The organism is Marisediminitalea alba (assembly GCF_002993365.1).
GTDB classification, from domain to species: domain Bacteria; phylum Pseudomonadota; class Gammaproteobacteria; order Enterobacterales; family Alteromonadaceae; genus Alteromonas; species Alteromonas alba.
In genome coordinates, this window is the sequence record NZ_PVNP01000033.1 from 1 (window position 1) to 12,445 (window position 12,445).

Annotated in this window: 11 protein-coding genes; 10 read left to right on the plus strand and 1 reads right to left on the minus strand. The window is 48.7% G+C overall.

Features of this window, described 5'->3' with window-relative positions:
* The 8 genes from ltrA to flgL form a co-directional block, all read left to right on the plus strand.
* The coding region (gene ltrA / locus C6Y40_RS04205) for a group II intron reverse transcriptase/maturase (protein ID WP_105933439.1) at positions 1 to 1,030 on the plus strand (1,030 nt) is incomplete at its 5' end.
* 184 nt (positions 1,031 to 1,214) lie between these two features.
* Positions 1,215 to 1,958 (plus strand): flagellar basal-body rod protein FlgF, encoded by a 744-nt coding sequence (gene flgF, locus C6Y40_RS04210; RefSeq protein ID WP_105933492.1) that lies wholly within the window; start codon positions 1,215 to 1,217, stop codon positions 1,956 to 1,958.
* Between the two features lie 42 nt (positions 1,959 to 2,000).
* Positions 2,001 to 2,789, plus strand: a complete 789-nt coding sequence (gene flgG / locus C6Y40_RS04215; RefSeq protein ID WP_105933493.1) for a flagellar basal-body rod protein FlgG — start codon at positions 2,001 to 2,003, stop codon at positions 2,787 to 2,789.
* Between the two features lie 16 nt (positions 2,790 to 2,805).
* Positions 2,806 to 3,489, plus strand: coding sequence for a flagellar basal body L-ring protein FlgH (gene flgH / locus C6Y40_RS04220; RefSeq protein ID WP_105933494.1), 684 nt, complete (start codon positions 2,806 to 2,808; stop codon positions 3,487 to 3,489).
* 11 nt (positions 3,490 to 3,500) lie between these two features.
* On the plus strand, positions 3,501 to 4,610 hold the full coding sequence (locus C6Y40_RS04225; protein ID WP_105933549.1) for a flagellar basal body P-ring protein FlgI: 1,110 nt from the start codon (positions 3,501 to 3,503) through the stop codon (positions 4,608 to 4,610).
* On the plus strand, positions 4,610 to 5,563 hold the full coding sequence (gene flgJ / locus C6Y40_RS04230; RefSeq protein ID WP_105933495.1) for a flagellar assembly peptidoglycan hydrolase FlgJ: 954 nt from the start codon (positions 4,610 to 4,612) through the stop codon (positions 5,561 to 5,563). The genes C6Y40_RS04225 and flgJ overlap by 1 nt, the downstream gene beginning before the upstream one ends.
* A gap of 45 nt (positions 5,564 to 5,608) precedes the next feature.
* Positions 5,609 to 7,651, plus strand: a complete 2,043-nt coding sequence (gene flgK / locus C6Y40_RS04235) for a flagellar hook-associated protein FlgK (RefSeq protein WP_105933496.1) — start codon at positions 5,609 to 5,611, stop codon at positions 7,649 to 7,651.
* A gap of 5 nt (positions 7,652 to 7,656) precedes the next feature.
* The gene (gene flgL / locus C6Y40_RS04240; protein WP_105933497.1) at positions 7,657 to 8,880 is read left to right on the plus strand and encodes a flagellar hook-associated protein FlgL; all 1,224 of its coding nucleotides are present in this window, start codon (positions 7,657 to 7,659) and stop codon (positions 8,878 to 8,880) included.
* Here flgL and C6Y40_RS04245 read toward each other — a convergent pair.
* Positions 8,868 to 9,812: a hypothetical protein gene (locus C6Y40_RS04245; protein WP_105933498.1), complete on the minus strand. Its 945-nt coding sequence runs from the start codon at positions 9,810 to 9,812 to the stop codon at positions 8,868 to 8,870. The genes flgL and C6Y40_RS04245 overlap by 13 nt on opposite strands.
* 236 nt (positions 9,813 to 10,048) lie before the next feature.
* Between C6Y40_RS04245 and C6Y40_RS04250 the strand changes: the two genes are divergently transcribed.
* Both C6Y40_RS04250 and C6Y40_RS04255 read left to right on the plus strand, forming a co-directional pair.
* Positions 10,049 to 10,870 carry a flagellin N-terminal helical domain-containing protein gene (locus C6Y40_RS04250; protein WP_105933499.1) on the plus strand — a complete coding sequence of 274 codons (822 nt, stop codon included), beginning with the start codon at positions 10,049 to 10,051 and terminating at the stop codon, positions 10,868 to 10,870.
* Between the two features lie 347 nt (positions 10,871 to 11,217).
* Positions 11,218 to 12,045 carry a flagellin N-terminal helical domain-containing protein gene (locus tag C6Y40_RS04255; RefSeq protein WP_105933500.1) on the plus strand — a complete coding sequence of 276 codons (828 nt, stop codon included), beginning with the start codon at positions 11,218 to 11,220 and terminating at the stop codon, positions 12,043 to 12,045.
* Positions 12,046 to 12,445: the final 400 nt, after the last annotated feature.

Sequence of the window (12,445 nt, forward strand, 5' to 3'; positions counted from 1 at the left end):
GGGGATCCCATCAGTACGGGATAGAGTCGTTCAACAAAGTTTGACTGATATCCTGAGTCCCATTTTCGAAGAGCAGTTCCATCCATCAAGCTTTGGTTACCGACCGGGGCGGAGCTGTCATGATGCCATCAATAAAGCCACAATGTTCATCCGTCGATATGAGCGACGACACGTGGTGGATATGGATCTGTCGAAGTGCTTCGATAAGCTGGACCATAGGCTTATCCTGAAAAGCATCAAAAGACGGGTACGAGATGGTAGCGTGCTGAACTTAATCAGTCAGTTCTTAACAAGTGGGGTAATGGTTGATGGGCATTGGCAGCAGACAGAGGCAGGTAGTCCGCAAGGTGGGGTAATCAGCCCATTGATAGCGAACATCTATCTGGATGCGTTTGATGAGGAGATGAAACAGCGTGGCCACCGCATAGTGCGATACGCTGATGACATTCTTATCTTGTGTCGGAGTCGTTCAGCGGCAGAGAATGCGCAGCGACAAGCGACACAAATCCTTGAAGGTAAACTGAAGCTGACAGTGAACACAGAGAAAACCCATATCACGCACAGTGATGCGGGAGTCAGGTTCCTTGGCGTGGAAATCGGGACAAAACATACCCGAATTCAAGCGAAGAAACTGGCGGCGTTCAGAAGGAAGCTAAAGCAGATGACAAAACGCAATGGAGGAAAACCGTTGCAAAGTGTCATCAAAGGACTGAACCCATTGCTAAGAGGGTTTAGCCAGTACTTCAGGATTGCCGATGCCGGCAGGGCATTCAGACAAATTGCGAGTTGGCTAAGACGCAGACTGCGAAGCGTTCAACTTAAGTTATGGAAGAAGACGAGCCGCCTGCATCGCTGGCTACGACAGCGAGGATACAAAGGCAAGTTCGTCTGCATGAACATGACGAGTTGGCGAAGCGCAAGAAGCCCGTTAGCAAGCTACGCGATGCCAAACAGCTGGTTCAACGAACTAGGACTGGTGAATCTGGAAGATGTTAGAACGGGGAATGTGCCCAGCATTTACGCTGGATAAATCAGTACATGAGCCGTATACGAGGTCCGTACGTACGGTTCTGTGAGAGGGATGAGGCGGAGACGCCTCACCCTACTCGATGTATTTATCTTACCTTTTACACCTCTTTTCTTCTGCCTTTTACTTATTGGCATTGCCTTTGCAATGATCCTTATATCTATTCTTTGAGCGTCAAAAGGCAGTCATGGACAAATTACTCTATATCTCCAGCAGTGGTGCGTCGCAGGACCTGTTAGGCACGTCAATACGGGCTAACAACCTGGCGAATGCTCAAACCAATGGCTTTAAAGCACAGCTTGAACAGGCAAGGTCGATGCCGGTATACGGCGAAGGTTTGCCGTCCCGGGTATTTGCCATGACGGAAAGCCCTGCCAACAACTATGAAGACGGCCCGCTGATTCAAACGGGTCGGGATCTTGACGTAGCCATTCAGGGGGACGGCTGGTTTGCGGTACAGGATGAGCAGGGTAACGAAGCCTATTCCCGTGATGGTAATTTTCAGTTAGGGCCGGATGGAGTCCTGGAAGATGTGCACGGCAACCCAGTGATGGGCGATGCCGGCCCAATATTTTTGCCGGTGCCACTGGACAATCTAACCATTGCCGCAGACGGCACAATTTCCGTTCGCCCACAAGGCGCGCCAGCTGCGGTTAACGAAGAAGTAGGCCGGTTAAAACTGGTTAAACCTGAATACAGTGATTTGCAACGCGGCAATGACGGATTGTTCCGTCAGAAAGATGGCACTATCGCTGCGGCAGACGAAACCGTATCGGTAATGACCGGTATGCTCGAAGGTTCAAACGTTAATGCCATTGATGAAATGGTCAATATGATCAGTTTGCAGCGTCACTATGAGTTGCAAGTCAAAATGATGAAGAAAGCCGATACGCTGGATACGCGTGGCAACATGCTGTTACGGATTATTTAATAAGCCGCAGCGAATTTCAGTAAAGGCAGAGGAGAGACAAGTATGCATCCTGCACTTTGGATCAGTAAAACCGGACTTGATGCGGCACAAACCGATGTGTCGGTGGTATCAAACAATCTGGCCAACGCATCGACAGTCGGTTTTAAAAAAGACCGGGCAATTTTTGAAGATTTGCTTTATCAGAATATTAACCAGCCGGGCGGCCGTTCATCGGCTGATACCGAGTTGCCTTCCGGGCTGATGCTCGGGGCAGGTTCGAAAGTCGTGGCAACGCAAAAAGCCCATACTCAGGGCAATCTGCTGACGACAGAAAATGCGCTGGACATGTCAATTCAGGGGCGCGGCTTTTTTGAAATTCTGCAACCTGACGGTACGATAGCCTATACCCGTAACGGTCAGTTCACGCTAAATGACCAGGGGCAAATTGTCACCCCCGGGGCTGGCCTATTATTGCAACCAGAAATAGCCGTCCCTGAAGATGCGCAGCAGATCACTATTTCACAGGATGGTGAAGTGTCAGCACAAATCCGTGGTCAGGCTGAACCTCAGGTACTTGGCCAAATCAATATTTCTGATTTCGTTAACCCTACCGGTTTACAGCCGATTGGTCAGAACCTGTATGTTGAAACTGCTGTGTCCGGCGCACCGCTGCAGGGAATTCCCGGTCTTCAGGGGCTGGGGACAATTGCTCAGGGGACACTGGAAACCTCTAACGTGAACGTCACCGAAGAGCTGGTTAATCTGATTGAAAGTCAGCGTTTATATGAAATGAACTCCAAAGTGATTTCTTCGGTTGATCAGATGCTTGGTCAGGTAATTCAGCAACTTTAATTTTAATGGGTGATCTATGTTCCGCAGAGTCCTGTTAATCACGTCGGTGTTAATTGTTAGTGGTTGCGCCAGCACAGCGGCAGATCATGCCCAGGCAAATGATCCGTCGTTTGCACCGGTGATCCCGGATATGCCCAGAGAGAACATTGTTGAAGATGGCGGCCTGTTTCGCCCGTATATGGCAAACAGTTTGTACTCTGATGTAACGGCACGACGCGTGGGTGACATTATCACCGTAACGTTAAGTGAAAATACCAACGCCAGTAAAACTGCCGGTACCACAACATCTAAAGAAACCGGCGTTGATGTGCAACCGATCACGGGCTTAGGCGGTAACCCGGTCAATATTGGTAATCAGTCCATTCAACTGGGGGTTAACTCGACTAACGAATTTACCGGCGATGCTCAGGCTAACCAAAGTAATAGTTTAAACGGCAGTATTTCGGTCACCGTGGTCGATGTGCTGGCGAATCAAAACCTGGTCATTCGTGGTGAAAAGTGGCTGACCTTAAACCATGGTGACGAATATATCCGCCTGACCGGCATTATACGCGCATCGGATATTTCACCCGAAAACGAAATTCTGTCTACCCGCATAGCCAATGCCCGTATTCAGTACAGTGGAACGGGCAGCTTTGCCCGCGCTCAGGAAAAGGGCTGGTTAACGCAGTTCTTCTCGTCTGAATGGTGGCCATTTTAAGGGGTAATGGTATGAAAATACTAAAAGGGTTATTGCTGTGTTGTGTCATGATTAGCACTATAGCGCACGGGCAGCGTATAAAAGATGTAGCCAGTGTTCAGGGCGTTCGCAGTAACCAGTTGATTGGGTATGGTTTGGTAGTGGGATTGCCGGGTACCGGTGAGCAAAGCCCGTTTACCGAGCAGAGCTTCAGGACCATGCTGACCAATTTTGGGATTAGCCTGGATCCGAATATTAAACCTAAAATCAAAAACGTTGCAGCGGTAGCAGTGCATGCTGAACTTCCGCCGTTTGTAAAACCAGGTCAAACAATTGATGTCACCGTGTCGTCGGTCGGTGAAGCCAGCAGTCTGCAAGGCGGCACATTATTGCAAACCATCTTAAAAGGGATCGACGGCAATATTTACGCCGTGGCTCAGGGCAGTTTGGTGGTCAGTGGTTTTGGCGCTCAGGGCGGCGATGGCTCGCGGGTGATCGTTAATACACCCACCGTTGGACGTATTGCCAACGGCGCTCTGGTCGAGCGTGCGGTACCCAGTGGTTTTGCCAGTGGAGACAGCCTGACCTTAAATTTACATTATCCGGATTTCTCTACCGCCAAAGCACTGGCCGATGTGATTAATCAGCGCCTCGGAGCTCAACCGGAAAAAGGCTATGCCATTGCTGAGCCCCTGGATGCAGCGTCGGTCAGAGTGACTGCTCCTCGCGATCCGGGTCAGCGTGTGGGCTTTTTAGCCACGCTGGAAAACTTTGAATTTACTCCCGCAGATGCACCGGCGCGAGTGGTGGTTAATAGCCGCACCGGCACCATTGTTATTGGTCGCGACGTGCGTTTATTGCCGGCCGCAATCACTCATGGTGGCCTTACTGTGACCATCAGTGAGAACCAGCAGGTGACACAACCTAATGCGCTTGCCGATGGTGAAACAGCGGTAACTACGCAGTCTATTATTGATGTCAATCTGGCCGATAGTCGCATGTTTAAGTTTGAACCTGGCGTAACGCTTGATCAATTGGTGCGTGCGGTTAACGAAGTAGGCGCAGCGCCCGGCGATCTGATGGCTATTCTTGAAGCGCTTCGCCAGGCCGGCGCGTTACAGGGCGAGCTGGTGGTGATCTGATGGACGTACTGAATACAAAATCGCAGTTAGAGTCGGCCCGCAACGTTCATGACTTATCCAGTCTGGACCGTTTACGTGAGGCAGCTTACAGCAAAGACGATAAAGCGTTAAAAGAAGCGGCCCAGCAGTTCGAAGCGATTTTTGTGCAAATGATGCTGAAATCCATGCGTCAGGCGCAGGATGCGATGGAAGATAAAGACAGTCCGTTTAATTCTGAGGAAGTGAAGTTTTATCGTGATATGCACGATAAACAACTGGCGCAGGACTTATCGTCGAGCGGCGGTGTCGGGCTGGCTGACATTATTGTTCAGCAGTTGGGTCAGCATAAAATTGAAGATTACATCCCGGCCAGTGTGGCGCGCAGTGATGGTAACTTGTCATCATTAAACTGGCAGCGTCAGCAACAGACCGCACAGGCGCAGGCAACCGCTGATGTGTTAACTGACGATACAGTACGACAGGCATTTAAAACGGCCGCGTTTGCTAACCCGCAGGAATTTGTAGAACGTCTGTATCCAGCTGCTCAGCAAGCAGCGGCGCAGTTAGGCATTTCACCTGATGCATTGCTGGCACAGGCCGCTGTTGAGACTGGCTGGGGGCAATACGTTATTCATAATGGTAATGGTACCAGTGCCAATAACCTGTTTGGTATCAAGGCCAATTCTCAGTGGCAGGGTGAGTCAGCTACGGTTAAGACATTAGAGTTTGATGGCAATGTTGCGCGTCCGCAAAAAGCAGCTTTCCGTGCATATGAGAGTCTGGAGCATGGTTTTAGCGACTACGTTAAATTTATTCAGGAGCAGGATCGTTATCGCAATGCCGTTGACCAGGCGTCAGATCCGGATGCCTATTTTAAAGCCCTTCAGGAGGCTGGATACGCCACGGATCCTCAGTATGCCGACAAAGTGATGGCGGTATTTAACAGTGAGACGTTCAGGAGCTTTTTACCATGATGCGTCACGTTTTTAGTTTGATTACACTGGCTGGTGAGGATTGATATGAGTGCAAATGTCGATCTCTTTACTATTGCGACGAGCGGCGTCAATGCGAGTAGCAAGCTACTGTCTACCACCAGTAATAACATTGCTAATGTTAACTCTGAAGGGTATGTACGTGAACGCTCATCAGTGGCTCATCAGCTATATGGTGGCGTAGGACGGGTCACTACCGAACGTATTATCGACCAGTTTGCGCAAAACCAGTTGCGTCGCGATATTACCCAGGTAGGCGAATGGGAAACCTTTGCTAACAAAACGGCCGCCATCGACAACATGCTGGCGAATGAGGCGAATTCTATTTCAACCGGGTTAAGTGATTTTTTTGCGTCAATGCAAACCGCCGCAGACGATCCCACTAATCTGGCTACCCGCAGTCTGGTATTGAGTGAAGGTGAGTCACTACTGCGTCGCTTAACATCTGTTTCGGATTTTATGAGCTTCAAAGAAGAAGAGCTCAATCTGGAATTTACCAGCATGGTCAACCGGGCTAATAACCTCATTGAGACCATCGGTGATTTAAATAAATCCATTATGGTGCTTAAAGGCAATTCGACCGGGGATGAACCAACTGCGCTGATTAACGAGCGTGACAACGCGATCAATAATTTAGCCGAACTTATGGATATTTCGGTACGTGAAAGTAAAAACGCCGCCGGTTCGTTGTTAGTTAACTTAAGCAGTGGCGAGTCTCTGGTGCTTGAAGACGGCAGTTTTAACTTATTTGAGCTTACTGATAATGCCGACTTTATGCAAAAGCAGTTGCAGCTTTCAACAAACTTTGAGGGCTCAAAACCGAATACCAATATTCGCATCACCGAAGATGACTTAGGTGGTTCATTGGGCGGTCTGTTTCGCTATCGGGATGACATATTAGGCCCAGCACAACGCGATATTGGCCAGTTAGCCGTATCGTTTGCCGATGCCGTTAATCAGCAAAACCGGTTTGGTATGGATCTGGATTTTCAACTTGGCAGTGACATTTTTACTCTGCCTGAGTTAACCGGGCTGCCTTATACCGACACACCTGGCACACTGGAAGTGGCCGGTCAGTTTACCCCCGGGCGTGGTACTGAAGTTACTGATGCCGATATTAAAGTCACCGTAACCGCGGTGGCGGCTGGCGTACCCAGCGAAGTGACAGTTGAATTTTTAAATGCCAATGGTACGCCTAAGCTCGATGAGAATAACCAACCGGTAATATATTCGGGAATTGGGGTTGGCGCGGGCTATACAGAAATACCGGGTGGCATCGAAATTGATTTTCAGTCTGCTGGTGGATACAGCGTTGATAATGAATTTTTGTTTCAGCCGACCAAATATACCGCCAGCGATATTTCGATGGCAACCAGCCGGCCCGAAGATTTAGCCTTTGCCAGTCCGATTAGAGCGGAAACCGGGTTAAATAATCTGGGGGATGCGAGTGTTACGGATACCCGGGTATATGATACTAATGTCGCCGGGTCATTTTTTAATGGGGCTGGCGGTCTTGATAGTAACGCACCGGCACAAATTCGTTTCACTTCTGCTAACGATTATGAGGTGCTTGATGCGGCGGGTGGCGTGCTCGCGACAGTGACAGGCGCAACTGATTATAACAACTTGCTGGCCCAGGCGGGTGGTGGACTCGACGGCAGTTATGATTTGAGTCTTGAAGGCGAGCCGGTAGCGGGTGATACCTTTACCATTGAGTACAATACCGATGGGCGTTTTGACAACAAAAACGCGTTAGCGCTGGCCGGGTTGCAGCGCGAGGCATTGGTTCAGTTAAGTACCAACGCAAACAGCACACCACGTACCTTCCATGAAAGTTATTCAACATTGGTGAGCCGCATTGGTGAACAAGCAGCCTCTGCCGATATAGCATTACAGGCAGCAGAAACAATGAAAGTCCAATCGCAGGATTGGTTTGATTCGGTGTCGGGCGTTAGTCTGGATGAAGAGGCGGCAAACCTGGTTCGCTATCAACAGTCTTACGCCGCCGCCGCCCGAATACTGACGACTGCCCAGGATTTGTTTAACACTATTTTGTCATCGGTCAGGTAATCATCATGCGTATTTCAACCAACCAACTTTATGATCAGAATATCCGCGCCATTATGGATAACCAGAAGGGGCTGGCGGGTACGCAGGAGTCGATGAGTACCGGTAAGAAAATCAACCGGCCATCGGATGACCCTGTGGGCGCTGCTAAAGTGGTTCGAATGACCGAAGAGCTCGATAGCCTGGCGCAGTTTCAGCGTAATAATGATCTGGTAACAGGTTCGTTGGATCAGCAGGAAACGATCTTAAGAAATATTACTAATGCGCTAAATCGCGCCCGTCAGTTGACCATCCAGGCTGGTGACGGGGCACTGTTATATTCGGATCGGCAAGCGTTGGCCGCGGAAATCGGCCAAATCAAAGAAGAAGTCATTGATCTTATGAACTCTCAAACCGCAGATGGTGATTATTATTTTGCCGGTTACCAGTCTGAAATACGCCCCTTTGTGGCGAGTGGCACGCCAGGAAATGCCTATGCCTTTCAGGGCGATAGTGGGACCAATGAGGTTCAGTTATCTAATAGTGTTACTATTCGGAGCACGGCGTCCGGTCAAACTGTTTTTGAAGATGTGGCCGCGCGCAGAAACTTCACAGTGACAGGGACGGCAGGTGTCATTGTTGATGAGGCATTAGTCTCGGGACTCAGTGAATTCGATACATTTTACAAAAATAACTATGATCCGATTACCACTGCAAATAATAACTTTCGGGTAACAGTCACTGCGCCTAATCAGGTTGAAATTAGAAACCTTGGTACAAATACCGTATTGAGTACTCAGGGGTTTACATCCGGAGAGCCCTTTTCATTTGCCGGAATCGACTTCACTCTTAATGGAAACGTGGGCGATACACTGGATTTTCAGCTGGATCCGCCTGAAAAGAAAAACATCGCTAATACACTCCACGAACTGCAACAGGCGTTAAACGATCCATCGTTTACCGATATTACTTATCGGGAAGCACTGAACGATGCGGCGGTGGGCATTGATAACTCTCTGGAAAAAATTGCATTTGAGGTATCATCCATTGGTGCCCGGTTGAATGTGGCCGAATCGGTGTACGAAACTAACCTCGATTTAGAAGTCAGCACCAAGGAAGCCCGCTCGGCGATTGAGGATGTCGACTATGCCGAGGCCTCAGCTGAATTTGCTAAGCAGGAAGCTGCGCTTACCGCGGCACTAAGCACTTTCCCGCGTATCTCAGGATTATCGCTATTCAATTATCTATCCTGATGGGTATCAGTGATATGTAGCACGGCCAGATACATACGACTTTGATTATCAATATGGCTGGAGTAATAGCTGACATACAATAGTCCGTTATGCTTGACCAGGCCCGGGTAACTGTTATCCCCGCCACTTGGCAGTGTGACGAGAGTGGTTAGCCGGGCGGTCTTTAAATCCAAACGCCATAACCGGGTAACAAAGCCTTTATTTGTATTATGACGTCCGGCCACCAGAGCTGTTCGGTCATCAACAGGTAACATTGCCGGACCGCCAATATATACCTTGAGATCATGCCAGTGCCAGCGTGCATAGGGCGGCTTACTTACACCAAACTGAGCGGTAAAGGAGTCGGCATCTCGTCGGGTTAACGCGTACAACTGACCGTTATCAGCAAAGAAACAGTCTGTTTCATTCGGATAGCCCAAATGATGTCGTTGCCTGGATAATACGCCAGTTTTCACCTGCTGCATGCTTGAACGTAAATGCCCGCAATAGAGATCAAGTCTGTCTGCCCGGCGCAGATAGGCCAGTCCCCAGTGCCGGTGATTGTGCACGCAAACACGCCATAACCACCAGTTTTTCGGTCCCGGGGCATGCCGCCCCGACCAGGACAAGCCATTGTCTGAAAACCAGCTAAAAGTGAAAGCCTGAGGGGAGTTGCAGGTTACACGCTGGTGGGCCAGTATAAAAAGCCGGGAACCATCGAGACAAAAGTGCGGATCACGCAGATCGCAGCCAGATTCTGACAAGTACTGAAAGCGAATTGGTCGCCTGTGCTCATCAAGTTCGCATATCACAACCCGGCCATCTTCACTCATATGGCTTTGCGCTGAACGGTAACACACCAGTAATTTCCCCTTAAAGCGAGTGATATCACCAAAGGCATTATGGCCGTGTCCCCGACAAACCCGCTGCACGTCGAGTAGTTTCAGTTGCATAGTCCTGTCTTGTTATACGGTTGTTTCAGTCTCAATGTTTGCCTGATTATGGTCTGAACACAACCGCATAAAAATATTTTTAATTTTTATTAAAGGGAATTTGGGAATTGTCGATAAAGGTTCTGAGAGAGCCAGTTCATCAATTACCCCTCAGGTGTTGATGACTACTATTACAATGTAATTGCCGGATATTCTGGCAGCCAGCCCTAGCTGGATTGAGAGTGTAGGAGAGACTTATGTCTTTGTTCGTCAATACCAATGTGTCTGCATTAAACGCGCAACGCCAGTTGTTTGATGTATCTAATTCTTTAAGCACGTCTTTTGAACGTCTGTCATCGGGCTTCCGCATTAATGGTGCGGCAGATGATGCGGCTGGTCTGCAAATTACTGACCGTATGACGACTCAGATTCAGGGTCTGAACCAGGCAGTACGCAATGCCAACGATGCGATTTCACTCACCCAAACTGCGGAAGGCGCGCTGGATGAGACCACCACTGCGTTACAGCGTATTCGTCAACTGGCGGTACAGTCGCAAAACGGCGTAAACAGTGACGCGGATCGTAGTGCACTCAACAAAGAAGTGACTGCGCTGAAAACGGAAATCTCACGTATCGCAAGCGATTCAGAGTTCAATGGTAAAGCCCTGTTAGACGGTACGTTTGGCGCTGACTTTTTAGTTGGTGCAAATGCCGGTCAGAATATCAAAGTGTCCTTGAGCGGTCAGTCTTATGGCGCATCTGGATTAGGAATTGATGATTTGAGCGTGGGTACATCAGCTGCGGCGTCGGGTGCGTTAGCTGCGATTGATAGTGCAATCTCTGCTATCGGGGGAGCTCGTGCAGATTTAGGTGCACTGCAAAACCGTTTCCAATCTACTATTCGTAACCTGAGTAACATTTCAGAAAACGTTTCAGCAGCCCGTTCACAAATCAAAGACACTGATTTTGCGGCAGAAACCGCTGCCTTAACGCGTAATCAGATTATTCAGCAGGCAAGTACCACTGTGCTGGCGCAGGCTAATCAGCGCCCGCAGGCAGCATTACAGCTACTGGGATAACTGGCTACTCCGAACGAGTCAGGGAATGGAGCCAGGAGGTAGTGAACCAGGTATCAGCCTGACCCCGGGAGTGAGCTTACTCTCAAAACTGTGAGCATAGCCGGACAAAAGTCCGGCTTGTTATTCAACCTAAGATACTGATTATTAAGTTTATTTAAATTTAGCAAAAAAAAGCTAAAGGATTTCTCCTGCGCGTACGATAACTATTACAAAGGCACTGCGAACAATAATAATAAAGACGCAAAAATGCCTGACAGCTCAACTAATAACAATAATATGAGCGGTCAAAAAATCAGGTTAATAAAAATAATAAAACCTGAGTTATCAAAAATCGTTAGGAGATTAAAATGAGCTTATATGTAAGTACGAATGTGTCGTCGCTAAATTCACAGCGACAACTGTTTACCTCTGGTAACCATCTGAGCACCGCATTTGAGCGTTTGTCATCGGGCTATCGCATTAACAGTGCAAAAGACGATGCGGCGGGTTTACAGATTTCTGACCGGATCACGTCACAAATTATGGGGCTGGATCAGGCCGTACGGAACGCCAACGATGGTATTTCTCTGGCTCAGGTGGCGGAAGGCTCCATGCAAGAAATAACCTCGGCGCTGCAACGCATCCGGGTGCTGGCCATTCAAGCGCAAAACGGTATTAATACCGATGCTGATCGCCAGGCACTGCAAAAAGAAGTATCTGCCCTTAAAACTGAAATCAGCCGTATTGCGTCTGACTCGCAGTTTGCCGGTGGTGATATTCTGACCGGAGATTTTGCCACCTCATTTTTGGTGGGAGCACAGGCCGGACAGTTTATCGACTTTAATTTGTCCCGGGCGGGTGGCTTCGGTTTTTCGGGGTTAACCAATGGTTATAATGCGACGGTATCTACCACCTCCGGTGCATCGGGAACGTTGCCGGTTATTGATGCTGCGATTTCCGCTATTGATGCAAAACGGGCAGAACTGGGTGCGATTCAAAACCGCTTTCAGTCGACCATCAGAAATCTGAGTAATATCTCTGAAAATGCGTCAGCTGCGCGGTCACGTATTCGCGATACCGACTTTGCTAAAGAGACTGCAGAATTAACCCGTTGGCAAATTATTCAGCAGGCCAGTACTAATGTATTGTCGCAAGCCAACCAACGACCACAAGCAGCATTACAATTACTGCAATAGTGGAGTGAATGGCATCGCTAATGACTGCAAAAAGCGGGGGCAGACTGCAGTTGATAAACAAAAAACGATGAGTAGATAAAGAAAAACGGTCGAGTTGCAATATGTGGGGGCAGACTGCAATCGACCGATGAGTAGAGAGTATTTGCAAGGTAATTAAAGAATAAGCGGGCTAATCCATAAACCCTGAAGGGCGTTAGGTGTTGAGCTAAGCTGCCGACTGACAGGAATGAAGCCAGGAGGTAGTGAGAGGTATGAGGTCTGAACAACATACCTGCAGTCAGCATGAGCCTAAGCTCAGTTAGCACTACTTAACTTTATACATAAGCCAAGCAAAGCGTCAGTAAATTAACACTGACCCTCTTCTTAAAGCATAAGGTGTGCCAATTAAATAAATTGAGTT

Bases quoted from the DNA above. Each gene is read 5' to 3' on its own strand.
- flgF (WP_105933492.1), top strand. From the start codon at position 1,215: ATGGACAAATTACTCTATATCTCCAGCAGTGGTGCGTCGCAGGACCTG.
- flgG (WP_105933493.1), top strand. From the start codon at position 2,001: ATGCATCCTGCACTTTGGATCAGTAAAACCGGACTTGATGCGGCACAA.
- flgH (WP_105933494.1), top strand. From the start codon at position 2,806: ATGTTCCGCAGAGTCCTGTTAATCACGTCGGTGTTAATTGTTAGTGGT.
- C6Y40_RS04225 (WP_105933549.1), top strand. From the start codon at position 3,501: ATGAAAATACTAAAAGGGTTATTGCTGTGTTGTGTCATGATTAGCACT.
- flgJ (WP_105933495.1), top strand. From the start codon at position 4,610: ATGGACGTACTGAATACAAAATCGCAGTTAGAGTCGGCCCGCAACGTT.
- flgK (WP_105933496.1), top strand. From the start codon at position 5,609: ATGAGTGCAAATGTCGATCTCTTTACTATTGCGACGAGCGGCGTCAAT.
- flgL (WP_105933497.1), top strand. From the start codon at position 7,657: ATGCGTATTTCAACCAACCAACTTTATGATCAGAATATCCGCGCCATT.
- C6Y40_RS04245 (WP_105933498.1), bottom strand. From the start codon at position 9,812: ATGCAACTGAAACTACTCGACGTGCAGCGGGTTTGTCGGGGACACGGC.
- C6Y40_RS04250 (WP_105933499.1), top strand. From the start codon at position 10,049: ATGTCTTTGTTCGTCAATACCAATGTGTCTGCATTAAACGCGCAACGC.
- C6Y40_RS04255 (WP_105933500.1), top strand. From the start codon at position 11,218: ATGAGCTTATATGTAAGTACGAATGTGTCGTCGCTAAATTCACAGCGA.